This window comes from Mesorhizobium sp. M1163 (assembly GCF_040318415.1).
In the GTDB taxonomy this organism is placed as follows: domain Bacteria; phylum Pseudomonadota; class Alphaproteobacteria; order Rhizobiales; family Rhizobiaceae; genus Mesorhizobium.
The window spans coordinates 261,385-286,767 of sequence record NZ_JAMYMF010000003.1; the positions used below are offsets into that span (position 1 = coordinate 261,385).

The 25,383-nt window shown below is 61.3% G+C and carries 24 protein-coding genes; 5 read left to right on the forward strand and 19 right to left on the reverse strand.

Features of this window, described 5'->3' with window-relative positions; translation table 11 throughout:
• Nucleotides 1-7: 7 nt before the first annotated feature.
• The 12 genes from NKH43_RS04855 to NKH43_RS04910 form a co-directional block, all read right to left on the reverse strand.
• Nucleotides 8-1,000, reverse strand: a complete 993-nt coding sequence (locus NKH43_RS04855; RefSeq protein ID WP_352483667.1) for an ABC transporter ATP-binding protein — start codon at nt 998-1,000, stop codon at nt 8-10.
• Nucleotides 997-2,016, reverse strand: a complete 1,020-nt coding sequence (locus NKH43_RS04860; RefSeq protein ID WP_502906454.1) for an ABC transporter ATP-binding protein — start codon at nt 2,014-2,016, stop codon at nt 997-999. The genes NKH43_RS04855 and NKH43_RS04860 overlap by 4 nt, the downstream gene beginning before the upstream one ends.
• Nucleotides 2,013-3,236, reverse strand: a complete 1,224-nt coding sequence (locus NKH43_RS04865) for an amidohydrolase/deacetylase family metallohydrolase (RefSeq protein ID WP_023718489.1) — start codon at nt 3,234-3,236, stop codon at nt 2,013-2,015. The genes NKH43_RS04860 and NKH43_RS04865 overlap by 4 nt, the downstream gene beginning before the upstream one ends.
• On the reverse strand, nt 3,236-4,099 hold the full coding sequence (locus NKH43_RS04870) for an ABC transporter permease (RefSeq protein WP_023718490.1): 864 nt from the start codon (nt 4,097-4,099) through the stop codon (nt 3,236-3,238). Before NKH43_RS04870 ends, NKH43_RS04865 begins: the two co-directional genes overlap by 1 nt.
• A complete protein-coding gene (locus NKH43_RS04875) occupies nt 4,099-5,040 on the reverse strand; it encodes an ABC transporter permease (protein WP_352856834.1) in 942 nt (313 codons plus the stop codon). Before NKH43_RS04875 ends, NKH43_RS04870 begins: the two co-directional genes overlap by 1 nt.
• 108 nt (nt 5,041-5,148) lie before the next feature.
• Complete coding sequence (locus NKH43_RS04880; protein ID WP_023718492.1) at nt 5,149-6,687, reverse strand: ABC transporter substrate-binding protein; 1,539 nt, start codon at nt 6,685-6,687, stop codon at nt 5,149-5,151.
• Between the two features lie 397 nt (nt 6,688-7,084).
• On the reverse strand, nt 7,085-8,374 hold the full coding sequence (locus NKH43_RS04885) for an ABC transporter substrate-binding protein (protein WP_352856836.1): 1,290 nt from the start codon (nt 8,372-8,374) through the stop codon (nt 7,085-7,087).
• A gap of 28 nt (nt 8,375-8,402) precedes the next feature.
• Nucleotides 8,403-9,239 (reverse strand): carbohydrate ABC transporter permease, encoded by an 837-nt coding sequence (locus NKH43_RS04890; RefSeq protein WP_023718495.1) that lies wholly within the window; start codon nt 9,237-9,239, stop codon nt 8,403-8,405.
• Nucleotides 9,229-10,176, reverse strand: a complete 948-nt coding sequence (locus NKH43_RS04895; protein WP_023718496.1) for a carbohydrate ABC transporter permease — start codon at nt 10,174-10,176, stop codon at nt 9,229-9,231. The genes NKH43_RS04890 and NKH43_RS04895 overlap by 11 nt, the downstream gene beginning before the upstream one ends.
• A 24-nt stretch (nt 10,177-10,200) precedes the next feature.
• The gene (locus tag NKH43_RS04900) at nt 10,201-11,064 is read right to left on the reverse strand and encodes a TauD/TfdA dioxygenase family protein (protein ID WP_023718497.1); all 864 of its coding nucleotides are present in this window, start codon (nt 11,062-11,064) and stop codon (nt 10,201-10,203) included.
• Between the two features lie 111 nt (nt 11,065-11,175).
• Nucleotides 11,176-11,838 carry a TetR/AcrR family transcriptional regulator gene (locus NKH43_RS04905; protein ID WP_198030474.1) on the reverse strand — a complete coding sequence of 221 codons (663 nt, stop codon included), beginning with the start codon at nt 11,836-11,838 and terminating at the stop codon, nt 11,176-11,178.
• Between the two features lie 305 nt (nt 11,839-12,143).
• On the reverse strand, nt 12,144-12,626 hold the full coding sequence (locus tag NKH43_RS04910) for an Lrp/AsnC family transcriptional regulator (RefSeq protein ID WP_352856838.1): 483 nt from the start codon (nt 12,624-12,626) through the stop codon (nt 12,144-12,146).
• 87 nt (nt 12,627-12,713) lie between these two features.
• On the opposite strand from NKH43_RS04910, the gene NKH43_RS04915 reads away from it, so the two are divergent.
• Both NKH43_RS04915 and NKH43_RS04920 read left to right on the forward strand, forming a co-directional pair.
• The gene (locus NKH43_RS04915) at nt 12,714-13,787 is read left to right on the forward strand and encodes a pyridoxal-phosphate dependent enzyme (RefSeq protein ID WP_031193821.1); all 1,074 of its coding nucleotides are present in this window, start codon (nt 12,714-12,716) and stop codon (nt 13,785-13,787) included.
• A gap of 95 nt (nt 13,788-13,882) precedes the next feature.
• A complete protein-coding gene (locus NKH43_RS04920) occupies nt 13,883-14,500 on the forward strand; it encodes a glutathione S-transferase family protein (RefSeq protein ID WP_352483668.1) in 618 nt (205 codons plus the stop codon).
• A 9-nt stretch (nt 14,501-14,509) separates the two neighbouring features.
• On the opposite strand, the gene NKH43_RS04925 is transcribed toward NKH43_RS04920, so the two are convergent.
• Together NKH43_RS04925 and NKH43_RS04930 are read right to left on the reverse strand one after the other, a co-directional pair.
• On the reverse strand, nt 14,510-15,367 hold the full coding sequence (locus NKH43_RS04925; RefSeq protein WP_352496637.1) for a protein-L-isoaspartate O-methyltransferase family protein: 858 nt from the start codon (nt 15,365-15,367) through the stop codon (nt 14,510-14,512).
• A gap of 532 nt (nt 15,368-15,899) precedes the next feature.
• Complete coding sequence (locus tag NKH43_RS04930) at nt 15,900-16,220, reverse strand: ABC transporter ATP-binding protein (protein WP_023718503.1); 321 nt, start codon at nt 16,218-16,220, stop codon at nt 15,900-15,902.
• A 390-nt stretch (nt 16,221-16,610) separates the two neighbouring features.
• On the opposite strand from NKH43_RS04930, the gene NKH43_RS04935 reads away from it, so the two are divergent.
• Entirely contained in the window at nt 16,611-17,267 is a 657-nt protein-coding gene (locus tag NKH43_RS04935) for a Crp/Fnr family transcriptional regulator (RefSeq protein ID WP_352483670.1), read from the forward strand.
• A 476-nt stretch (nt 17,268-17,743) separates the two neighbouring features.
• On the opposite strand, the gene NKH43_RS04940 is transcribed toward NKH43_RS04935, so the two are convergent.
• The 5 genes from NKH43_RS04940 to NKH43_RS04960 all read right to left on the reverse strand — a co-directional run bounded on the left by NKH43_RS04940 (nt 17,744) and on the right by NKH43_RS04960 (nt 23,000).
• A complete protein-coding gene (locus NKH43_RS04940) occupies nt 17,744-17,920 on the reverse strand; it encodes a DUF982 domain-containing protein (protein ID WP_023718504.1) in 177 nt (58 codons plus the stop codon).
• Nucleotides 17,921-18,311: 391 nt separating this feature from the next.
• A complete protein-coding gene (locus NKH43_RS04945) occupies nt 18,312-19,421 on the reverse strand; it encodes a LacI family DNA-binding transcriptional regulator (protein ID WP_023718505.1) in 1,110 nt (369 codons plus the stop codon).
• A gap of 109 nt (nt 19,422-19,530) precedes the next feature.
• On the reverse strand, nt 19,531-21,060 hold the full coding sequence (locus tag NKH43_RS04950) for an amino acid ABC transporter permease/ATP-binding protein (protein WP_023718506.1): 1,530 nt from the start codon (nt 21,058-21,060) through the stop codon (nt 19,531-19,533).
• 76 nt (nt 21,061-21,136) lie between these two features.
• Complete coding sequence (locus NKH43_RS04955; protein ID WP_352483671.1) at nt 21,137-21,973, reverse strand: ABC transporter substrate-binding protein; 837 nt, start codon at nt 21,971-21,973, stop codon at nt 21,137-21,139.
• Nucleotides 21,974-22,133: 160 nt separating this feature from the next.
• Nucleotides 22,134-23,000 (reverse strand): PfkB family carbohydrate kinase, encoded by an 867-nt coding sequence (locus NKH43_RS04960; protein ID WP_023718508.1) that lies wholly within the window; start codon nt 22,998-23,000, stop codon nt 22,134-22,136.
• A gap of 101 nt (nt 23,001-23,101) precedes the next feature.
• Here NKH43_RS04960 and NKH43_RS04965 point away from each other — a divergent pair, with 101 nt between their 5' ends.
• Both NKH43_RS04965 and NKH43_RS04970 read left to right on the forward strand, forming a co-directional pair.
• A complete protein-coding gene (locus NKH43_RS04965; RefSeq protein ID WP_023718509.1) occupies nt 23,102-24,103 on the forward strand; it encodes an SIS domain-containing protein in 1,002 nt (333 codons plus the stop codon).
• A gap of 64 nt (nt 24,104-24,167) precedes the next feature.
• The gene (locus NKH43_RS04970) at nt 24,168-25,295 is read left to right on the forward strand and encodes an NAD(P)/FAD-dependent oxidoreductase (protein WP_352483672.1); all 1,128 of its coding nucleotides are present in this window, start codon (nt 24,168-24,170) and stop codon (nt 25,293-25,295) included.
• The last annotated feature ends 88 nt before the right edge of the window (nt 25,296-25,383 follow it).

A 25,383-nucleotide genomic window follows, 5' to 3' on the forward strand; every position in this document is an offset into this window, starting at 1 on the left:
ACTCCAATCAGATCGTTTTTTGGTTGTGCCGGATGCAGGCCACGTGATGCCCGCCGCCGATATCGTCGACGGGCGGAATGATCCCGGCGCAGGCAGCAATTGCGTCCGGACAGCGGGTGCGGAAGACGCAGCCGGAAGGCGGGTCAATCGGGCTTGGAATGTCACCACGCAAGGCGACGTGAGTGCGTCGGCGGGTCGGGTCGGGCACGGGTGCTGTCGCCAGCAATGCCTTGGTGTATGGGTGCCGCGGCGCGGCGTAGAGAAGACGGCTCGGACCACGCTCCATGACGCGGCCGAGATACATCACCACCACTTCGTCGCAAAGGTATTCGACCACCGAGAGGTCATGCGCGATGAACAGCAGCGTCAGGCCGAGCCGCTTTTGCAACTCACCGAGCAAGTTGAGCACCTGCGCCTGCACCGACACGTCAAGCGCCGAGACCGGCTCGTCGGCGACGACGAATTCCGGCTCGACGGCGAGCGCGCGTGCAATGCCGATGCGCTGGCGCTGGCCGCCGGAGAATTCGTGCGGGTAGCGCGTGGCGTGATCAGGCGACAGGCCGACCAGGGTCAGCAGTTCGGCGACCCTGTCGGCACGTCGCTTGCCTCGCGGAAAGCCGCGCGCGTCGAGTGCCTCGCCGATGATGGCGGCGATGCGCATGCGCGGGTTGAGGCTGGAGAATGGATCCTGGAACACGATCTGCAGCTTTTGCCGATAGCCGCGCATTTCACGTGCGGACAGCGAAAACAGATCGACGCCGTCGAACAGCGCTTTGCCTCTGGTCGGCTCCACCAGCCTGAGGATGGCGCGCCCGGCGGTGGTCTTGCCGGAGCCGGACTCGCCGACCAGCCCGACCGTCGAGCCGCGTCCGACATCGAAGCTGACATCCTCGACAGCATGAACGATGCGGCCATTGCGGGCGGGAAAGTGCTTTGTCAGACCCTGCACGCTGAGCAATGGCGCAGTCGCCGCACGACTTGGTATCACCCCGGCGCTCACAGCTCTGCACTCCTGATGCAACGGGAAGCGCCGTGCAGTCCTGCCGGCATCAATGGCGGCGGTGCCGCGCGACAGGGCGCAATGGCGAAGTCACAGCGCGGCTCGAAGGCGCAACCCGGCGGCAATGCGGTGATCGGCGGCACGCTGCCGGGAATGGAATAGAGCGCCCGGCGCTTGCCGTCGTCACCGATGTCGCGCGCGGCATTGGGCGTGCAGGCCAGCAGCCCTCTCGTGTAGGGATGGCGCTGGTGCGCAAACAGGTGGTTGACCGGTGCCTGCTCGACGACACGGCCGCCGTACATGACGACGACATCATGGGCGATCTCGGCGACGACACCGAGATTGTGGGTGATGAAAAGGATCGACATGCCCATCTCGACCTGCAGGCGACGCAAGAGATCGAGGATCTGCGCCTGGATGGTGACGTCGAGGGCCGTAGTCGGCTCGTCGGCGATCAGCAGCGACGGACTGCAGGCGAGTGCCATGGCGATCATGACGCGCTGGCGCATGCCGCCGGACATCTGGTGCGGATAGTCGTCGAGCCGCGAGACGGCGTCCGGAATCTCGACATGCTTCAGCATGGCGAGCGCACGGCTGCGCGCTTGCTCCCGGGTCACCGGCTCGTGCAGCGCGATCATTTCGCCGATCTGATCGCCGACCGTTAAGAGCGGGTTGAGGCTGGTCATCGGCTCTTGGAAAATCATCGCGATTTCCCGACCGCGGACCTTGCGGAATTCCTTCTGGGTAAATCCGGCGAGGTCGTGGACACGCTCCTGCCGATCGCGGAACAATATCTGGCCGCCGGCGATCCTTCCGGGCCGTGACAGCAGGCCCATGATCGACAGGCTGGTCACCGACTTGCCGGAACCGGATTCTCCGACCACGGCCAGAGTCTTGCCGTGCTTCAGCTCGAAGGTGACGCCATCGACCGCCTTGGCGGTAAGACGGCGGGTCTGAAACCAGGTCCGCAAGTCCCGAACCGACAGGATGACGTCGCTGGCGATCGCGCCGCTCATGATTTCCACCCGCAATGCGGACAGACGTGCACACTGCCCGCAGAACCTTCCGGCGGCAGGTGGCGGTGGGCAATGATCGCCTCGGCACCGAGGATAGCGTGGCGAGGCTCGAACAGCCGGTGCAGCGTACTTGTCGCCCCTTGCGAATCCTTCACGGTGAGCTCGGCGTCGGCGAGGTCGAACAAAGTGAATTCTGCCGGCCTGCCCTTTTCCAGCAGTCCGTCGGCGGGCAACCGGATGGCGCGGCGCGGCGCCGTCGTCGAGGCCGTCACCACATCGTCGAATGCCATGCCGAGCGACAACAGCTTCGACATGGTGGTTGCCATATCCCACACCGCGCCGTCGAGCGAGCGGTTGTGCAGATCGGTCGAGATCGTCTTCGGCGGCAGACCGCGCTCGAGCGCCGCCTTGGCGACATCGAAGGAGAACGAGGCGCCGCCGTGGCCGACATCAAGCACAATGCCGCGCTGCGCCGCATCCTCGGCGAGCCGATAAAGATCGTCGTCCTCGATGATCGAGCCGCCGGCCTTGCCATTGAAGCAATGAGTGACGATGTCGCCTTCGCTCAGCAGGCCGAGAACATCGTCATAGAGTGGCGGCGGCTCACCAACGTGCACCATCAGCGGCAGCTTGAGGATGCGGCTGAGCTTCTTCGCCAGCCGGACCGGCGTCAGGTCCCAGCCGCCGGTAATGACGTGGCTGGCACGCACCTTCAGTCCGACGATGACGTCGCGGTTGGCCTCGACGGTTGCAATGGTGCGGTCGATGTCGATCGAGCGCATGTCGGTCAGCTCGCTGACACGGTTGCAGGCGACGAGACCGATCGAACCTATGTTCAGGAACGCGTATATATTCTCTCGCGCCGGCTCTATAATGAACTCGCGAAAGCCGTGGAAATTGGCTTCGCCGGCTGAGCCGGCATCGACCATCGTGGTGACGCCTCGGGCGGCGCCACATTGCTGCGGCCGCAGCGAAATGTCGGTGCCGCCGTACCAGACATGCACGTGAAGATCGGTCCAGCCGGGCGACAGGAACGCGCCATTGGCGTCAAGCATCGTCACATCCTCGCCGGCGGCAATGGTCGAACCGGTTTCGGCGATACGGCCATCCTTGCCGATCAGCACGTCGATCGTCTGGCCAAACTCGCCGCCGAAGCCGACTGGTTTTGCGCCCCGGATCAACAGCGGCCTTTCGGTTTGGGAAGAGCGATTGCTGAACATCAGATGTCCTTTGCGAGACGAGGGTCGAGAAGATCGCGCAAGCCGTCGCCGACGAGCTGCAGCGACAGCACGGTGATGACGATGGCGCCGCCCGGAAACATCATGATCCAGCCGGCCTGATCCATGTATTGACGGCCGGTGGCGATCATTGTGCCCCAGGTCGGGATGTCGGGCGATATGCCAACGCCGAGGAAGGACAGACCGGCCTCGGCCAGGATGGCGTTGGCGAAGATGAAGGTTGCCTGCACCAGCAATGGAGAGGTGACGTTGCGCAGTACGTGCCGCACCAGGATAATCGGCGTCGGCACGCCGAGTGCGCGGGCCGCCTCGACATAGGGCAGTTCGCGAATGACCAGCGTCGAGGCGCGCACGACGCGTGCGAGCCGCGGCGCATAAACCACGCCGAGGGCGACCACGACATTGACGGCGGTGGCGCCAAGTGCCGCCACGAGTGCAATTGCGAGCAATATGTCGGGAAAAGCCATCATGGCGTCGATCAACCGCGACACCGGCGCGTCGAGCCTTCTGAAGAAGCCGGAAGTCAGTCCCAAAACGACACCGATGATCGAGGCGAAGATCACGACAGCAAAGCCGACCGCCAGCGAAGTGCGCGCGGCGTAGAGCGTGCGGGTAAAGATATCGCGCCCGAGATCGTCGGTGCCGAACAGGTGGTCGAGGCTCGGCGGATGCAGCCGACTGGCAATGGAGAGCTTAGTCGGTGCGTAGGGGGCGATGACCGGCGCGAGGATCGCGGCGAGCACGATGGCGATCAGTACGGCGATGCCCACCGCCGCCGTCGGCCGCGTCATCAGCCGCGAAAGCATATTTGGCTCCGCCTGGAGCGGCACCGAGATAGCGGCCATCAGTAGCGAACCCTCGGATCGACAGCCAGATAGAGCATGTCGATGGCGAAATTGACCAGGACGTACAGCCCGGCAATGACCAGCAGCGCGCCTTGGATAACCGGATAGTCGCGCCGTAACACCGCCGAGACGACCAAGCTGCCGACGCCGGGCAGGCCGAACACCGTCTCGGTCACCACCGCACCGGAAATGAGCAGTGCCGCGGTCAGGCCGATGACGGTGAGGATGGGGATCAAGGCATTTCTGAAGGCATGCTTCAGCACCACACGCCATTCGCTCATGCCTTTGGATCGGGCGGTCCGCACATAGTCGTCATTGAGCACGTCGAGCATCGAGGCACGCGTGAAGCGGGTGATCAGTGCCGAGCTTATGAGACCGAGCGCCAGCGCCGGCAGCACCAGATGGTCAAGCCGGTCGGCAAACGAAGCTCCCGTCCCGCCATAGCCAGATGTGTCAAACCAGCCGAGCTTCACGGCGAAGAACTGAATGAACACAAGGCCGAGCCAGAAGCTCGGCACGCTGGCTGCGAACATGGCAATGGTGGTTGCTGCCTGGTCGAAGATAGAGCCGCGCTTATAGGCCGACAGGATTCCGACCGGCAGCGCGATGAGCGTTGCGATTACCAGGGAGAAGACGGTGAGAAAAAACGTCGGTTCGGCGCGTTGGGCGAGCGCGGTCGTGACCGGCTCGCCGAGGAAGATCGACTGGCCGAAGTCGCCTTGGACGACATCGAGAACGTAGCGCCCGAACTGTTCGAGGATGGAACCGTCGAGCCCGAGCTTGGACCGCAGCGCGGTTATATCGGCGGCGGTGGCGTCTGGACCCAGCATAACTGCCGCCGGATCGCCGGGCGTCACCCGTACGATGACGAACACGATGGTGACGACCAGCGCCATGACGACGATCATGCCGAGAAGTCTGTTGAGGATTGAGTGCAGCATCGGCGTTATAGCATCCCTGAGCAACCATCGAACGGTTTGCTGGGCGCCGGCTTTGTCGGCCGGCACCCGGTCGCCTGTCGTTGAGTGGAGGCGGAAAGCAGGACCGTCTCAGTTGCCTTCCAGATAAGCGTTCCAGAAATAGGGCCATGGCGCCGGCGTCACGGCTTTCAGCTTGGGGGCCTGGGCGGCCAAGGCGTTGAAGTCGCCGACCTTGAACGCTGGAACCTCGTCGTAGATCGCCTTCTGGACATCTGCGAACAGCGCGACGCGCTTGGCCGGATCGGCTTCGGCGTTGAACGCCTCAAGCACCTGGTGCTTGCGATCCGAAACCCACCAACCCGGAGAGGAGTCCGACATTATGCCGGTCAGCGACGGCTCGGGCAGGAACGGACTGTGGCTAATGTAGATGTCCCACAGCGCCGGGTCGGTGCGGTTCTTGGTCAGCGTCGCCCATTCGACCACGTCGAGCTGGACCTGGAAGCCGGCGGCTTTCAGATACTCGGCCGCGACCTGCGCCAGCTTGTAGTGGAACTCGTATTGGCGGCTGGTGAGGATGCGCAAAGGCTTGCCGTCATAGCCGGCTTCCTTCAGCAGCGCCGCAGCCGCCTCAGTGTCGCCATCGGGCTTGTAGGGCTCGGTGCCGGCGTCCGTGTGCCAGGCAAAGCCTTCGGGATACATGTCGCCGTCGGCTGCGAAGAACTCCTTCGATCCGAATGCGGCGAGCAGCATGTCGTTCGGCGCCAGCGCTGCTTGTATCGCCTTGCGGATGCGAATGTCGGAATTCAGCCCCTGCTTGGTATTGAGGACGAATACCGGCCAACCGAACGGCTTCAAGATGACCGGCTGGGTCTTGCCACCCGAGATCTTGTCAAAGGACTCGACCGGCAGCGAGTCAACATAGGCGAACTGGCCGGAGACAGCGCCTTCGACGCGCGTGTTCGCATCGGGAACCGGCACGAAACGGATTTCGTCGAGATACTGTTTTCTGGCGCCACCATAGCCGTTGGGTTCGCCGTCGCGCGACTTGTAGCCGTCGAACCGGGCAAGCTGGATGTACTGGTCCGGCTTGCGTTCCTTCAACATATAGGGGCCGGTACCGACGAAGCTGGTCAGCGGCTCCTGTCCCACGTTTTCGGACGGGATGATGATTGCGGCCGCATTGTTGAGTGAGAGCAGCGACAGAAGTGGCGCGAACGGCTTTTTCAGGGTGAGCTTGACGGTGTGGTCGTCAACGGCGTCGACCGTGGCGATGACTTCGGCTGCCTGCTTGCCGCGCGTGGCAATCTTCATCCAACGCTGCAGCGAAGCGACCACGTCGGCCGAATTCATATCGCTGCCGTCGTGGAACTTAACGCCGGTTCTGAGCGCGATGGTGTAGGTACGGCCATCCGGTGAAATCTGTGGCATTTCGGCGGCCAACAGCGGCGTGATGCCCCAGTCCTTGTCGAAGGTATAGAGCGTCTCGTAGATGTGCTGCGTGACAATGCCAACCAGATCGGCGGTCGAGGCCATCGGATCCAGTGTCGGCGGCTCCCCAATGGTCGCCACATCAATCACTCCACCTCTAGCGGGCTCGGCCCAGGCAGCGCCTGTCGCCGGCAGCATAAGCGCGGCGAGTGAAGCGACGATTTGCAAGAAACGCTTCATCTTGGTTCCCTTCGCTCTGTTCCATAGTAATGGAATTTATATCCTAGTTACGGACGAAGTAAACGCATCCGAATATGATGTCGTCAAGCTTTTTTCGCCCAGAGGACGTCGCGCGGCTGGAGTCGCTGATGATCCTCGTGCGCCAAGGCGTGGCCTCGCCGTAAGGCCTGCATCACGCGATCGCCCAGGCGCCTAGGCCGCGTGGTGGGATATCGGTGGCGGCGCGCTGAACCTGCTGTCTGCCGCCAGCGCACTGCTAAGCAGTCCTGAGCTCGCGCGATCGAACTCAGGTCCATGGAACACCGCCTCACCCGACGACGACTTTACGACCGCGCTGATCCTCGCCGGTTGGTCGCCTGGCAAGTAGCAGGCGACATGGCCACGTCAGTCCATACGATCAAGCTGGCATTAGCGGCTTGACGCGATCGACAATGGCGGCGACCGCTTCCTTCGGGCTCTTGCGACCGAGGACGGCGAGCTGAACCTCCTCGAGAAACGTCGACTGAGCGCGAGCGGCTTCGGGAAAAGCCGGAAAGGCCGGTCGCGCCTTGGCAAGGGCGGCTGCCTCGACCGTCGCCTGTGGCAGCGCCCCGGCGAACGACGGCTCGGCATAGGTCGAAGCGCGGACGGGGCCATTGCCGTTGCGCGCCATGTCGAGTGTGGCGGCCTTGCTCGCTACGAAGCGGATGTAGCTCCAGGAGAGCCTCTTGTCCGCCGAATTGGCGGGAATGGCCATTGCCCAGGATTCGACGACTGGGTGCATTTCCTGACCGGTGCCGAGGGTCTTGGAGCCGGGAAACTCGATCGGCTTGATCTTTCCCGGCGCAGTCGACTGTTCCTTGCTGTTGAGCTGCGCGTAGCGGGCGAAAGGCAGCACCGCGAAGGCAGCGCGTCCCTGCTGCATCCACGTCGCCATGTCGTCGTTGCGCGTTGTGGCGTAGCTGCGGGGAAGCGCCCCGGCCTTGAAGAGGTCGGCGAGCACGGACAGGCCCTTTTCCATCGCCTCCGGATCGGGAACCACCTTGAACTGCTTGTCGATGAAATCACCGCCGAACGCGCGGGCGAACATGACCGGGAAGACGGCGAGGTCGCTCGCAAGGATCATGCCGACGGCCGGCGTACCAGACTTGGAGGTGAAGGTCAGCTTCTTCGCCTGCTCGACCAGCTCCTCCAATGTGTTCGGTGGCGCCGAAATGCCGGCCTCCTGAAGCAGCTCCTCGTTGTAGAAAAGCCCCTGCGTGGCATGGCGCACGGGGATGCCGACGAGCTTGCCGCCGACGGTCATCGATTGGCGCAGGCCCTCGGCGATATCGTCGAAATCGTCGATCGGCTCGGCTTTCTTGAGGTCGTCGAGCGGCTCGAACAGCGAGGCGATCTGCGACGTCATGCGGTTGTCGATGACATAGCCGACGTTGAAATCGGTCTCGCTCAGGCTCGCCTCCCGGAATAACCGGTCCTGGAGCGGATTGCTGTCAAGCGTAGTCCAGGAGATCTGGGCGTGGTTCTTGTCCTCCCAGGGCTTGATGACATTGCCGGCGGCGCCGGTCGTCAGGTTGGCTTGGTGGACGCGATGGCAAAGCACGTTCAGCGTCTTTACCTGGGCATGGGCCAACCGACCCAATGCGCCCGTCGCGCCGGCGGCCATCGCGGTCGTCAGCAGGGCTCTGCGTGTCATGTGCAAAGGCATTGTCTTCCTCCCTTTCTCGGTGACGTCGTCACCCCTTGGTCGCGCCGGCGGTCAATCCGGCGACCAGAAACCGGTTCATCAGGACCACGAAGACGAGAACCGGCAGCAATTGGACGGTAGAGGCCGCAAAGAGCACGCCCCAGTCGACGCCGTCGATCGAACTGATCATCTCCGAAAGGACCAGAGGCGCGGTCTTGGCGTGGTTGGCGGTGAAGATATAGGCGAACAGAAACTCGTTCCACGCGAAGACGACTACGAAGACGGCGACGGCGAGCATGCCGGGCGCTACGAGCGGCAAGATGATCTTGACAAGGATCGTCAGCGGCCGCGCGCCATCGAGGACAGCCGCCTCGTCGAGTTCGCGCGGTACCTGATCGATGAACGTGCGCATCAAGAGCGTGCCGAGCGAGACAAAGAACGTCGCGTAGAGCAGGATCAGCACCAGATGGGTGTCGTTGAGCCCGAGCCGATTGACGACCGGGAACAGTGGCAGCGTCACGACGATCGGCGGGATCAGCCGCGATCCGATCAGAAACATCACCGATCCTTCCAGGAAACGGACGCCCCGATAGCGTGAGTAGGCAAAACCGGCGAGCATACTTGCCATGACGGCAAGCGCCGTCGCCCCGGTGGTGATGATCAGGCTGTTGACGAGCCCGTCGAAAAAGGCCGGCCAGCGCTGCCACAGCGAGGCGTAGTGCTCCAAGGTCGGTTCGAAGAAGAGCTCCGGTGGAACCGCGAAAATCTCGCGACCGGGTTTGAACGACGAGAGCACGATGAAGCCGATCGGAAACAGTGACCAGACGACGATTGCCGCAACAGCGAGCATCTTTCCGGCACCGATGGCGAGACGCCTAGAACGCATTGGCCAGGGATTCCTTGCGCAGCCGCCATACATAGCCAGTCGCAAGCAGCAGCGAGATGACGACCATCATCCACGCCGTCGCGGCCGCCGTGCCGAACGAGTTGTAGCGGAAGCCTTCCTGATAAAGATAAACGGAAACGACCTCGGTCGTGCGTGCCGGGCCGCCCTGGGTCAGGAGCCAGACCTCGGAAAAGAGGCGGAAGGCGAAGATGTAGCGGAAGAGCAGCGCGATGAGCATCGCTGGCGCCAGGAGCGGCAGCGTGATGTTGCGGAAGAGCTGGAACGCATTGGCCCCGTCGGTGCGCCCAGCCTCGTAGAGCTCCTTCGGAACCGCGAGTCGTGCCGCATAGAGGATGATGAATGTGAATGGCAGGTGCAGCCAGATCGTGAGCAGGCCGACGAGGACGAGGCCGTGGGAAGGGATGAACGTCCAGTCGAGCGTCGGCAGACCGGTGTATCGCAGCATTAGCGTGATTGGGCCGACGTCCGGATCGAACAGGAAGCGCCACATTGCGACCGCCGTCACCTCGCTGATGGCGTAGGGAGCGAGCACCACGACGAGCATGACGCGCTGGAGGGGAAGCCCGGAAGCGAAAAGCAGGGCCAGGCCAAGGCCGAGCAGCAGTTCGATGTGAACCGCCACGGCGACGACGAGGACGGTGTTCCAGACCGAACACCAAAAATAGGGATCGGTGAGGACGCGGATGTAGTTATCGAACCCAACGAAGGTTGCCGATTGGCCGAATGACGAGGCTTCGAAACTCAGCCACAGGACGAAGATGGCGGGGAGCACGATGATCCCAAGCACCAGGAGGTGTACGGGCGTCGCATAGAGGTAGGCAGGCGAAAACGCGAAGCGCCGCCTCTTGGTCTCGCCAGCCGCTTCCGCCGTCCCCTCCCCCCTGTGGCCGACGGATGCCTCGGAACCAAATGCCATTGCTCCTCCCTGAGCGGTTGCGCGTCAGCCGTCCCTGGCGGCAAGTGGAACGGTGCCCTCCACCGTTGTCCTGTACATCACCCGGCGATATCCGGGATAATCGTTGATGGCGGTGTGCAGGACATGGGGATTGTTCCACATACCGAGCGTCTTCGGTTCCCAACGCAGCCTGCAGTTGAACTCGGGCCGGACAGCCCGCGCCATCAGGAAGTCGATCATCGGCTTGCTTTCTTCCTCCGTCATCCCCTTGAAATTGGTCATCACGCTGCTGACGAAGACATAGCGCCGGCCAGTCTCGGGGTGGCGACAGATCACAGGATGCTCGACGACGGCATTCTCGATCGCCTCGACATCGGCCTTGACGCCGAGCCGGCTGTGGGCCGCGTTGATGGCGAAGACCCCGCGGCCGCTATGGACGCCCGTCAGGCCTTGCAGGATCTCGACCAGCCGCGGCGAAAGCGAGTCATATGCCTTCTCGAGGCTGGAGAAGCAGGTGTCGCCGCCAACCGGCGGCACCTCCTCACCGTAGAGGATCGTAATGCCCGGCGGCTTCGGTAGCCAGGCGAGGTCCATGTGCCAGTCCTCGCCGATCACCTTGCCCGTGTCGTCCGGCTCGCGCACGAAGCGCACGATATCGTTAAAGCCGTCGATCGGCGTGTGCACCGGATTGCCGCTAAATGGTCCGAACCGGCGGGCGACCTTGTGGACGCCGGCGGCGTCAAGCTCCTGATCGCGCACGGCGAGCGCATGATACTTGTAGAGCGCGCGGCGAACGTCCTGGAAGGCATCCTCGCTCGCGCTCGCCAGATCGATCCCACGAATTTCTGCACCGAGCGCTCCAGTGAAGGGGCTGACCTCGAAACGAGTGAATGCGTCATCGCGCAGCACGTGATCCTCCCTAATACGCGCCTCGTCGCCATCATGGGCTGACTTACCTGCAAGTAAGTAACTTGAAAGCCAAAGGCTGTCAACTCACCCTCGCTTTGATCCACTGGATGTCTAGCCTCGACCCGAGCCCTTCCCCGCATCATGCCAAGCGGCGCGGATGATCGCGGCGAGCGCTGCGAAGGTCCTGGCGACCTCGTCGAAGCTTCCGGTGTCCTGCGTCATTGGTGGACAGGACAGAAGGGTAATGCGCAGCATGTGCACGAGCTCGTCGCTGAGTGTGTGGGAGGAAAGCTCTCCGTCCTTCACCGCCTGGTCTACCGCATGACGCAGGCTCTGATCATAGACCCGGTTGACGCGCTCCAGGGCACGTTCCGCTGGTTCGCCGAGAACCGGGAGGTCGTGGCGAAGGCGCGAAAGCGGGCTCCACATATTGCGGGCTCCCTTCTCAGCATTGAAACGTTCGTAGAAACGGCGCAGATCCTCGAGCTGCATATCGAGACGGTCGAAGAACCGGATATCGGGGGTCGTCCAGAAGCGCTTGATGCGGGCCTCGGCGTTGGCGGCGAAGTCTGCGATCAATTCCTCCATCAGCTGACGCTTGTTGCCGAAGTGATGATGGATGTTGGCGCGCGTCGTGCCGATTGCCGTCGCTATATCGCCGAAGCTGAAACCATCGTGGCCGCGTAGGACATAGAACTCGGCCGCGACCTCTTTGATTCTGGTCCGCGTAGAGTGCGCCTCGTCACCGGGAGATCCTGAAATGTTGGCTCTCATATCCCTTCCGAAATTCATGCCGCTCGCTGCCGCGACGATCACTATGCCGGAACGAGCCGCAACCGCCCACCGACCGGCACCAGACGCGATCAGCGTTGCTATCACAAATTGCCATGCGATGTACCCGTCGTACTAGAGTCTCTTTCTACGCACTGGCGGAACTAATTTGGGCCAGGTGCAGACATTCGCGGTGGGGCGGGTGAGTAGATACGGGAACGCGTATATCGACCTTCAACCTGGTTCGCGCCCTTGACTGATATTACGGGTCAAAAGGGCAATGACCTTGCTGGGGCCACGCCACAAACTCAGGCAGTGGATAGCGGCTGCGCATCGGCTGCGCCGATCACTTCTCTCATCGTCACGATGGTGCGAAACGCCTTCACGTTCGAATCGGCGTGGAAGACTTCCCGCGTGAAGACATCGTACGCCTCCATCCCTGGCAATTGCAGGAGGAGCACGAAATCGGTTTCACCGGTGACATACCAAGCCTGACGAACCTCCGAGCGCCCGCGAAGCTTGCCGATGAAGGCGTCCAACTCGACAGCGCTCTCCCGTTCCAGGGAAACGAGCACATGGATGGTTAGCGGCAGGCCCACGGCCCCCGGGCGAACGACGGCAATGTCTGCTGCGATCACGCCATCCTTCCGCAGCCGGAGCAGGCGGCGCAGAACCGCGCTCTGGGAAAGCCCGACCTGCTCGGCGAGACGCCGCGCCGGGATCTGGTTGTCGCGCTGAACCAGCGACAGCAGCACATAGTCGAAGCGATCGAGGACGGCAGTTTTCGTCATGAGGACAGGCATGTATGACGAAATCAGGCAGGCGAGCAACGATAATAGGCGCCAACCGGCGTGGTTTCCGGGATAGAACTTCGCCTCATGGCCATAGACACACAGCCGGGCCTTGACCCTGATCAGATCGCGGCGCTGTTACAGCGCCTGTCGCCATTTTATGCACCGACACCGTTGCTCGACCTGCCAAACCTCGCTGCGAGCCTGGATGTGGCCCAGGTGCTTGCCAAGAACGAGGGACACCGTGCCCTGGGCAGCTTCAAGTCCCTCGGCGGCACTTATGCTGGTCTGTGTGCTCTGGCCCGGGCTACCGGGATGGATATCGACGAATTGCTCGATCCAGAGCGGGCCAGGACGCCGTTGCCGGCGTTAATCACGGCCAGCGCCGGCAATCACGGACTTGCCGTTGCCGCGGCGGCGAAGTTTGCCGGTGGGACGGCAAAAATATACCTCCACACGGGCGTTCCTGCGGCGCGGGTCAGGCGTATCGAATCACAAGGCGCCGAAATCGTGTGGGTCGACGGCACCTACGACGATGCCGTCGATCGGGCCTCCGCGGCGGCCCGGGCCGGAGAAGGCATTCTGGTGGCCGACACCTCTAGCGACCCGGACGACCTAGCTGTAGCAGATGTCGTCGCTGGCTATGGCGTGCTTGCTGCGGAAATTCGTCGCCAGGTCAACGAGATCGGCCATCTGAGGCCAACCCACCTCTTCGTGCAGGCCGGTGTCGGCGGACTTGCCGCCGCCCTGACGACTGGGCTGAAGGACTGGTTGATGCCTCCAGCCATGATCGTCGTAGTAGAACCAGAGGCCGCAGCCTGCGTCGCGGCCGGGCTGTCGCAAGCACGGTCCGTGCGGATATCCGGCGATCTCAAGACGTCGGCAGACATGCTCGCCTGTGGCGAAGCAGCCGCATCGGCGCTCGACGTACTCCGCCAAGGCAACGCTCGGGTCATAACCGTGTCCGAAGCGGCGCTTGCCGACGCGAAGAGCCGACTTCGCGAGGCAAACGGTCCAGGCACAACCCCGTCGGGTGCGGCCGGCCTCGCCGGCCTCGCCACCGCCGTCGCGACTTCCGGCCCATCGCGGGAGCTTGCGCTCGACGAATCGAGCCGGGTGCTGATCATCGTGACCGAGGCCGAACTGGAGAAGGACGCATGACGATGGCGCCAAACCCCGGACCATTGAACAAAAGAGCGGCTGGGCCGCGGACTGCTCGAGATGCCCACGCTTCAGACTCAACGCAGAACGGGTCCATGAAGCTCATCTACCAGACCCACTCCCCCTACGCGCGCAAGGTTCTGGTCTTTGCCCACGAGGCCGGGCTTGCCGGACGTCTGCGCGTCATTCATCACGAGACGAGCCCCATCAATCGCAACGATGATGTGTTTGCGATCAATCCGCTTGGCAAGGTGCCCGCTCTCGTTCTCGACGACGGCTATGCGATCTTCGATTCGAGCGTAATCTGCAGCTATCTCGACAGTCTCGAAAGCAGTCCTCGGCTCATCCCCGAAACAGGGCGAGCAAAATGGTCCGCCTTGCGCCTCCAGGCGCTCGCCGGCGGCATGTGCGACGCAGGCATTTCCATCCGCTGGGAAAACGAGCGCCGCCCTGAACATCTGCGTTATCCTGCCTTGGGCGCAGGCATGACGATGAAGCTCATCGAATCCTATAACTTCGTGGAACGCGAGGTCGAATTCGACGCACCGCTCCATGTCGGCCACATCGCGCTCGCCACTTGTCTAAGCTGGCTGGAATTCCGGGGACTGCCCGACTTCTTGCAGGGAAGGCCACGACTGACACGATGGTATAGATCCTTCGTGGAACGCCCTTCAATGCGTGCCACACCCTACGACGGCGACACGCGTGATTGATATCGATCGCTAGGCTTTCGAAATCCAGTATGTGTCGGTCACCAGCCAAGCGTTCTCGAGGCCATTTGCTGGTCGGCCTGGATGATATTGCGCGAGACGGGTGACCTTGCCTCGGGCAGCCTTGAGGGCGGCCATCAAGGCCTTTTCTTCGTCACTGCGCCTAGCTCCGCTGCAGGGGTAAAACCCGCATGGCACAAGTGACCGTACGGGAAACGTATCGCCGACCCTTTCCAGAAGCATCATGAAACCTCGTCGGTCCTCACCTGTGAACGGCAGTGCCATCCGGCCAGCGTCGGACAAATTTGAAAGCCACCGTTCCGGCACGTGCGTCACGCCGGCAAAAGCGACCACGACATCGAGGTTTGGCAGATCAACTGCCTGCGTTGCATCACCTGATATCACTTCTACATGGGCATAATGAGCAAGATTGCTTTGCGCACGCCGAGCCAGTTCTTCGTCGATCTCATATGCAATCACGCGTCCTTCAGAACCCGTTAGTTCAGCGAGGATGGCGGTGAAATAGCCGACACCGGCGCCCACCTGAAGGACAGTCTGGCCGGGAGTGATGTTCAGATGGTCGAAAACCAATGCCCAAAGCGACGGCAAGCCGCTGTTCAGTCCGCGTTTTTCGTCAAGCAAGACCAGAACGTCGTGGTAAATCTCATGAAGTGCGGCTGAAGGGCTGGTATGGACCGCCCCGATTTGCAATCTCGAATGGATACGCCAAGGCCCGTTGCCAAGGTAGTGTTCGCGCGGAACCTTTGCGAAGGCCTCGATGACCGCAGGGTTGTGCAAGACAGGTGATGAGACACGCAGATCTTCGGCAAACCACCGGCGCGCTTCACTAGCATCGATTCTTGTCGGCATGGAATATCGGCTCCGGATCGCACGTACTCAATCATGCTCTCAGAAAACCGAACGACGGCAAAGGGGCGCTATCCCCGCATTGAAGGGCAATGCCCGCTATCCGTTTGCCATAGAGCGCAGCTTTGCCGAGTGCCCTGCCCTCTTTGCCTGTGGACCCGCCCGTTTCGGCGCCTGGCGTCTGACCGAATTTGGCGCACGGGTGCCCGGAACGACGCCAGGACATCAACTCGCGCGGCGGATTGATACTCATTCTCGTGACATAGGGGGATTTTATAGCAAAGCGCGGACACCGGCGGCAACCTCGGCCAAGTCGTCATTGAGCTGGTGGTTGCGGCCGTCGAGCCGATGCAGGAGCGCGCTGGGTATCGCTGCTGATAGAGATCAATATGCGCAAAAGCGCAAGTTCGTCCCTGCTGCCGTGATGGCTTTTTCGTGGGCGAGAACCATCAAAATTTCTGGCATTGTTCCGAAGGCCGACCGCGAGGCTGTAAGGCGTGGCGATATGGAAGACACGCAACGCTCCGCCCGACGATCACATCCTCCGGCTGGCCAGCAGCCTTGTGAGCCAGTTCGGATCCATTTCCGGCACGGAGGATAAAAGCCGCTCGGTATAGGGGCCGTGCGGCGGCGTGAGAATTTCGCTCTTTAATGCCCGCTCAACGACTTTACCTTGGTGCACCCCAATTTCGTCGGCGATCGCCCGCACGGTGGCAATGTCATGGGTGATGAAAATGCAGCTCATGCCGAGTTCGCGCTGAAGCCGCATTAAGAGCTTGAGGATTTCCTCTTGCACAATCTGGTCGAGCGCGGACGTGATTTCGTCGCAGATGATGAGTTCCGGATCGGCGGCCAACGCCCGGGCGCAAACGCGCTGCTTCTGACCCCCCCGACAGTTCGGCCGGCAGACGATCCAGGTAAGTTTCGCTCATCTCGACCATGTGCATGCGTTCGCCGATCCCCCGATCCCACAACCAAGCCGTACTACTGCGCGGCAAGGTGATTGGCGGTTCGGAGCCTGTTGCCGGACCTTAACCCGGAGACTTAACCGCCCTTGTACACCCTAAGTTAAACGCAGTTTACCAAACAGACGAGGACAGTAGGCAAACCCGCCCCTAGGGTAAGAGGTCGTTCTGTCGATTTATCCGGGAGATACTATTGTCAGTCGTGTGGAAACAGAAGCAAACTTGCGATTCTCCATGCAGACACTATTGCAGTTCATGTGCTCTCATCCCATAGGGGGACGTTGTCGAAGAATGAGTGGGGGAACAACAATTTTCTCGGTGTTACCGCAAAAATCTATAAACCCCATTCGGTGATATGCCGGCAGGAGGACGACAACAGTGAGATATTCATTGTAAAATCGGGCTGGGGCATACTTTATCAGGCACTGCCGGACGGAGAGCGGCAGATCATAGACACTCCCCTCAAAGGGGATGTCGTCGGTTTCCGTGGCTTGGACGGACCCCGTCTTGCGTCGCTGGCGTCCATAACCGAACTAGCTGTTTATGAAATTTCCAGTAAGGAACTGGTCGAGGCCATCCTGTCGGACGGCCGAATCGGGAAGAAGATCGCCTGTTCGCTGGCGCGCCTGAACGCCATCCTTGCCGAACATCTGACAAATACCGGGCGACGGAACGCGATGAGGCGTACCGCCCATTTCCTGCTGGAGTTGGAAGAGAGGCTCTCCATGGTTGAGCTGTCGGTTGATGGAAGATATGAGTGTCCTCTTGCCCAGCATGAACTGGCCGACATCCTCGGAATGACCACGGTTCACGTCAACCGAACGTTAAGGGAGCTGCGCAAGGCCGATCTCGTCTCTTTCAAGTCAGGCCATGTAGAGGTGATCAACCGCAAGAAGCTGGTCGAAACAGCCGGATTCGACAGCGAGTATCTCAGGTAGCGGCTATATCTCTTTGAACGCCAGCGCATGGACACCAAAATGAAGACGGTCGTTCCGTCGCCGGAACAGTTCGAGACGACATTCACGGAGGGCTGGTCGTGCGCGGGACGCCTGACGTCTCGACGACAGCGGTATGCGGCTCGAGGCGGTCGACGGTTGGGCTGAGCGGAACGCAACCCAGCTCGTGCCGAGCAAAGCAAAGTGTGCGAAGGGAGATCATCATGACCCGACGGCAACACTTGTGAATCGGCGTGCAAAATTCGACGCCGATTTTGCACGCCGATTCACAGGCCGAAGCCTCCCAGACCGAGGACCGGGCGGTATGGGCTGCGAGAGGCTTGGCGGCGAAACACGCTGGCGTCATTGCCGTGGTCGCGCGATGCTAACCCTGCATTAGGCGAATACGGCGAGCCGACGACATTGTTCGTCAGCCGCGACGCGCCTGATATGGAATGAGCTTCCTTCGGAGACAAGAGCTACGGCGGCAGTAGCTTTCCCTCCTCTTTGGCGGCCTCAAGGAACGCTCTGCGAACCACATCGGGCTTCACCTGATCGATCATTGCATCCATGCAGAGTTGCACCGCGCTATGCCACTTAGGGCCGCGCTTGCTCCACTTCAGGAGCTGCTCAGCGGCCCTTCGACGTTGCTGCATTGGTAGATGACGCCGGGACGGCCGGTCTTTACGGGAATCGACGGTGAAAACCAATGGAGCGACATTTGTACATAAGCCTTATCTAAACTAAGAGTTCCGTCAGCCACGCCCCGGTTCGAGCCAAGGATCGGAAAACCGGCTATGGCCCAGCCCCGCGCAGCCCCTTCTGGCTGGCCATATCGGGGTAGGGACGCAGCGTAGACATCTATTTTAGGATGCATTGCCAACTCAGAGATGATCATTGCGGTGATGCGAGCCGCTTGGCTAAAGCCGTCGTGGCAACGCTGATGCAGCGGGGCCGGTGATGACGGTTGTAGTCTCGCGTCTCGGCCGCGGTGCGTTTCTCAGAGCCCCTTAGAGACTGCCCCAGCCATAGACCGTTGCGGCCGGGTCAGACGGCCTCGCGGTTGAGATGAACTGCAATTGAATTGCGCTCCACCAAGCGGGCCGCAAGGACACGGTGCTCGAAAGGTAACGTGGCCTCCGCCAACCTCTTCAAGAGAAGCTCCGCTGCCGCCGCTCCAATCAAATGTGCCGGCTGCGCGATGGCTGTGATACCCTGGGTCACGAACTGCATCCAGTCGAGATCGTCGAAGCAGAGCAGCGAAACGTCTCCTGGAATCGCAAGCTTCAATGCGGAAATGGCCTCCAGAACCCCTGTCGACATCACACCATCGGCCGTAAACAGAGCGGACGGTGCATTGCGCATTGTCAGCAGATCGAGCGCCTCCTTGCGGGCTGCCTCGCTAGAATAGACCGCCACGCGACGGATCAACTGCGGATCCGGCGTAATGCCCGCGGCGCGATGGGCTTCGAGATAACCCAATAGTCTCTGCCAGCTTGGATGATGGTAGCGAAGATCAGCGCTGGAGAGATCAACGTTTGCCACAAACGAGCCAACATCGTCGCGTTGGCCCGGCCCGAGTTCCGCCAATATTCCGATGCGGCTGTGTCCGGCCGCTATCATCGCCGCGATGCTGCTATGCGTTACAGAAACGTTGTCGACCACGACTGAATCGGTTTCCAGGCCCGCCACCATGCGGTCGAACTGCACGACGGGACAGCGAGCCGCGACTGCTTCACGAAGATGATCCGGCTCGTCCACGAAGGTCGATGAGACAATTAAACCGTCGACCTGCTTTTCCAGCAGCAGTTGCACCGCCTCTTGCTCGAGTTCGGCATTTTCATCACTGTTCGTAACGATAACCCCGAAGCCGCCACGGCGCGCGACATCCCCTATTCCGCGCAGCACGCTGGCGTAGAATGGGCTTTCGATGTCGCCAACCACAACGCCGATAGTCTGCGTTTTACCGGTGATCAGACCTTTGGCAAGGCGATTGGGGCGGTAGCCCAGCTCAGCTGCTGCGGCCCGCACCTTCTCCTGAACCTCGGGGCTGCTGTAGCCGTAGTCACCAAGAACACGCCCGGCCGTGGCGGAACTCACCCCGGCCCGGCGAGCGACCTCTATGATAGTTGCGTTTTTGGGTAATCTTTGAGTCACTCGGCAAACCTACCGCCCATGCGCGCGTTGTGCCGGCGACCTAGCGGCAGTTAAGCCCGCCCCGCAAGGCCGAACACCGGAACAGCCGCCGTTGCGCACACCATTGCAATCACAGCACCTCGGACAAAAAGCGCCCAAGACGCGGGCTTTGCGGGTTATCAAATAGGTCCTCTGGTCGGCCTGCCTCGACAATTCGCCCCTCGTCCATGAATACGACCTGGTTCGCGACCTTGCGGGCGAAATTCATCTCGTGTGTTACGACCACCATCGTCATCCCGCCCCGACCGAGATCGGCCATCAAGTTCAGGACGCCTTTGACCAATTCCGGATCGAGCGCGCTGGTGACCTCGTCGAACAGCATAATCTCGGGTTCGAGGGCCAGGGCGCGCGCGATGGCCACCCGCTGCTGTTGCCCGCCCGAGAGATTGGCCGGCCGATGGTCCTTACGCTCCAGCAGTCCGACTTCATTCAGCCTCGCCAAGGCCGCGCCCTCAGCCTCCTCGCGCGACATGCGTTTAACTTTGCGAAGCGCCAAGGTGATGTTGGCGAGCGCGCTGCGGTCGGGGAACAGATTGAACTGCTGGAAAACCATGCCGACGCGCCGCCGGAGTTGGTCAGGGGTCTGTTTGTAGATGCTTTCGCCATCGAGCAGAATGTCACCGGCTCGACACTCTACGAGGCGGTTGAGGCAACGCAGCAAGGTCGACTTGCCCGAGCCGGATGGACCGATGAGGCAGGTGACGGTCCCCGGCTCCACTTTCAGACTGACGTCATGGAGGACCTGGACGGCGCCATAGGCCATGTCGATATTCTTGACCTCAATACCGCCACCCTTGAAGCGTGTGGGCTCTGCTGCAGGCAACGTCGCTGTGCCCGGCACGCCCGCTTCGGCAAGCTCGGCGACTTCCTTGAGGCCACTTTGCACAGCGGTGATACGTTTGCCGACGCGCATGCGCGCGTCGATGTAATTGACGAGGTGGGTTAGCGGCACCGTGATCACGAGATAGAACACGCCGGCCAGCAACAGCGGCGACAAGTTGCCGGTCAGCACGGCTTGGTCCTGGCCGACGCGGAACAGTTCGCGTTCGGAGGCGAGCAGACCAAGGAAATAGACCAGGCTGGAGTCCTTTACGTTGCCGATGAACTGGTTGACCAGTGCGGGCAGGACGCGGCGGATGCCTTGCGGGATCACCACCAAGCGCATGCCTTGGCCATAGGTCATGCCGAGAGTGCGGGTGGCGTCGATCTGACCACGCTCGACGCTCTGAATGCCGGCGCGGAAAATCTCCCCGATATAGGCGCCGGCGATCAGGCTGAGCGCCAGAATGCCCAGCGGATAAGGCGATGGACCGAACAGATCTCGGCCCAATCGCGCGAAGCCTTGGCCAATGATTAGGATTGTGACGATGGCAGGAAGCCCGCGGAAGATATCGGTGTAGACTCGGGCAAGGAGTTTCAGCGGCCGGTTCTCGGAAATCCCCATCACGGCGAGTACGATACCGATCAGCGTCCCGAAAAACGTCGAGGCAAGGGCCAGGATCAGGGTGTTCTTGAGGCCGACCATCACCATGTTCGGCAGAACTTCTGCCATCGCCTGGAAATCAAGAAAGCTGCGGGCGAAGTTGTCGAACCAGCTCATATCAAGTCCATCTATAACTCGGCCGGGCACCGTTGCTCACGGGCCCGGCCGGAAACGCTAACGAATACGCGCGAATTTACTTCTTTGGCAGATATTGATCCGGCATCGGGGTACCCGGGAACCATTTCTCGTGAAGCCGTTTCCAGGTGCCATCGTCCATGGCCTCTCGCAATGCCTTGTTGAGCGCTTCTCGGAAGGCGTCGTTGCCCTTCTTGACCACGAAACCGGCTGGCGCATCGAAGGACGGCACGTTCATTGTTATCTTCAGGTTCTTATAGCGCTCCACATACTGCTTGGCCGACTCATAGTCAGTGAAATGCCCATCGATCGTCCCGTTGTTCAGCGCCGCCACGGCAGTGTTGTTGTCCGGGAATTTGACGATGTCGCCCTTCAGATTCTTCTCGGCATAGATTTCCTGCAACGTCCCCTGGATCACGCCAATGCGCTTTCCGGCGGTGCTCTCATTGCTCGTCAGAGCCGGATCAGGCGAAATGATCGACAGGTAGCCAGCGAGATAGCCGTCGCCAAAATCCACGGTCTTCTTGCGCTCCGCGGTCGTGCCAATGGCGGCGACAGCGACGTCGAAGCGACCGTTGGCGACAGAGGGCAGCAGGGCCGAGAATTCCTGACCGGTGAAAACGACCTGCTCCTCCTTGAACCCGAGCCGGCGCGCTACGTCGCGGAAGAGTTCAGCGTCGAAACCGGTGAAGTTGCCGTTGGCGTCGGTGAAGACATAGGGTTTCGCATCGCCCATGGTTCCGACGCTGATCACCGTCGGGTCGATGAGGTTGTAGGGGTTGTCGGCCGCTTTTGCCTGCGTTGATGCGGCCAACGTGCCAAGTCCTGTCACCAGCGCGATCGTCAGCGCCAGACCGGATTTCACAAATTGGCGCCTGCTCGAATTCGTTTGCATGTCTTCTCCTCTTACGATTGGCCGAAGTCGGCCTGCGGTCCCACTCGACGACCCATCCATCAAAACGCTCTTTCATGGCGTTGGTTAGATGAATGAGAACGTTATCACTTTGACTAGCATTGTCCATTTCTCGCGTCAATTGCTCAGTTGAATTCCCCAACTAGACGGTTCTCTCGTCTTGAATGCGCCGAGCTCCGCGGAGGACCTCCGGCGTGATCTTTCCTAGATCAATTGCTGCCGCATAGCCGATCGCCCCGTAGTACCGGCAGGTAGCAGCCGCCGCCTCCGCGGCTTGGCTAAGAATGTCCTGAGGCGCCTCTTTCTTAAGCAGGCCGAATAGCGTTCTTGCGATGAAGGTGTCGCCCGCGCCCAGGGTGTCGACGGGTTCGACCAACCGCGCCGGGGTTCGGTAAGAGACGGTGTCGCCGTGAAGCACCGCGCCGGCCCGACCGCGAGTCACAAGAACCCACCTTGAACCAAATGCGAGCAATTCGGCTGCGATTGCGGCCAATTCCTTGTCGTCGAGACCGTCACCCGAGACACAAGCCAGATAGCAATAGGGCCCAATCTCGCGTCGGTGTCCCGGTTCCCGGCGGGTGGAAAAATCATAAGACAACAGTGACTTACTTGATACAGCGGCAACCCACGGGTCCAAACCGCTGGACTGGCCGATGTGGACGGCCTGAAAACCCGAGAGAAAATCCAGATCTTCTTGCGTCGGCGTGAACACCGAAACTCCGAGATCGAAGTCCAGGAAAATCCGATCGGCGTTGCGGTGACCTATGAGGCAGTAGGCGGTCGGCCCTTCAAGGCGCCGCAATCGGGTGATGTCCACGCGGTCGGACTTGAGTGCGGCGTGGATCAAGTCCCCTGCCCGGTCTTTGCCGATCGCCCCAACATAGGCCGACTGCCCGCCGAAGCGGCTGACATACACCGAGACATTGAGGCAATTTCCGCCAGGATACATCTCGCCGCGAGCGAGATAACAATCGACCACGTTGTCGCCCATCGCGGCAATCTTGACCATCGCAGGACTTTCAGTTTAAAGGGTGTGATAACGTTCGCACAATGGCCCGCCATTGTCAATTGTGCGCCGGCCCAAGCTCTGTCAACGAGAAGAGGAACCTAATGATTTTCGCCCTCCCCGCCGACGTTGAACGCGCCCTGGCCGCTACGGCGGGCAGGCAGTTTTCGCATCTATTCCTCGTGGCGTGCGGCGGCTCGCTCTCGATCATGATGGCAGGCAAATACTTTGTCGACCGTCACAGCGGCACATTCGCCTGCGATATCTACAACGCGGATGAGTTCGTCTGCCGAGATCCGCGACGGTTGGGACCTGACGCGCTCGTCGTCCTTTGCTCGCAGACAGGCACCACCCAGGAGACCGTGCGAGCGGCCAATCATGCAAAGGATCAAGGCGCGACGACAATCGGCATGACGCTCGACCAGATATCGCCCCTCGCGCAGGCGGTCGACCACGCAGTCGCCTACCAGGCCTCCTACACGACGGGCAAACCGATCGATGCAGCCCGCAGCAACTACGGCGTGCTCTACATGTTGCTCGCCGGCCTAATCGATGCTCGGGAGGATGCCGGGCTGACCGCCGATCTGCTGATGAGCCTGAGCCATCTTCAGCCGGCGATCGAACGTGCGCACCGGACCTATGCCGACCGGTTTAAGGCCTTCGTACCCCGTTTCGCGCCGCGCAAAGCGATCTACACACTGGCCAGCGGTGCAAGCTACGGTGCGGCGTATTCCTACGCCATCTGCGTGTTGATGGAGATGCAGTGGTACGACTCGCAAGCCATACACGCCAACGAGTTCTTTCACGGCCCGTTCGAGGTGGTGGACCGGGATACTTGCTTCGTGGTCTTGATGGGTTTGGACGAGACGAGGCACCTTACGGAACGCGCTCGCGATTTCCTTTTCAAGCACGGCAGCCGGGAAAACATCCTGGTGCTCGATGGAGCGGAACTCGACCTCAGCGGTATGTCCGAACACATCAAACCCTATCTCGTGCCCTTGGTCTTCTTCGACACTCTATGGCGTTTTGCCTATACGCTGGCTGGTCTGCGCGGCCAGCCGATGCTCGAGGGCCGGCGCTACATGAAGAAGCTCACGGACTACTAGTTCCGCCGCGCTCTGCAGCCATCCAACAACTCCCAGCCCGGCTTCTGCGTAGAAGGATTTTTCTATGACTGCATCCCCAAAACCGCGCCAAGTCGTCGTCATCGGCGCTGGCATCTTCGGCATCTCTTCCGCGCTGCACCTCGCTCGTCTTGGCTTTGATGTAACCATTGTCAACGACGGCGCGCCGGCCAACGGTGCATCCGGCCGTTCACTTTCCTGGCTGAACTCAGCGCGACGTGCTGACACTGCTTACCACCGCTTGAGGCTTGCGGGCATCGACCGTTATCGGACCCTGGCGGCCACAAGGCCGGAAACGGCGTCGTGGCTTCGCTTTGACGGCGGCCTCACCTGGGATGCGGATGATGGGACGAACCAGATCGCCTCCATCTGCCAGCTGGAGCAGGATATTGGTTATGACGCGCTTCTGCTCGGCCCTGCCGAAGTCGGCGCAGTGACGCCCGGTGTCAACGCCAGCGCAATCACCCCGCAGGGTGCCATCTTCAATCCTGGCGAAGGATGGGTTGACCTGCCCTGCCTGATCGATCTGCTGCTCAATGAGTTCCGCTCCCGCGGCGGCAAGCTCGTCCAGAACGCCGGACGCGTGCGGATAGATGCCACAGGTGGTCGCGCGCGTGGCGTCGTCACTGCCGACGGTGTGCCGTTAAAGGCGGATGCAGTGGTCCTTGCCGTTGGGCCAGCGACGCCTGCCATGCTTGCGGAGATCGGAGTTCGTGTCCCCGACGCCACGCCGATTTCACTCCTCTTGAAAACCAAGCCGATCAAGACCGAGCTCCGTGCCGTGCTGAATACGCCGCGCGTGGCGGTGCGCCCGACGCCGGATGGCGAACTTGTTTTGGATTCGGCGTGGTCGGAGGAAGAAGTCGTGGTCAACTCTGATGGAACTTACACCGTGCACGACAAGACCGTCAAAGGACTGCTCGACGAGGCTAGTGCGGTGCTCGAGGGCAATCGGCGGCTCCAACTCGCTACCTATGCAGTTGGCCCGAAGCCCATCCCGGGCGACGGCGAGCCAGTGCTTGGCTCCGTCGAGACCGTCGCCGGGCTTCACGTCGCCTTTAGCCACAGCGGCGCCACGCTTGGATTGATCGTCGGCGAATTGCTTGCCAAAGAAATCGCCTCAGGCAATCCGCATCCCATGCTTGCAACGTTTCGCGCTAGTCGATTCAGCTGAAAGGGCAATTGCGGCAAGGCCGAACTGTCCAAGCGCGGACGCTCAAGGGAGAAGATGAATGCCCCGCAAACTATGGCCAGATAGCCGC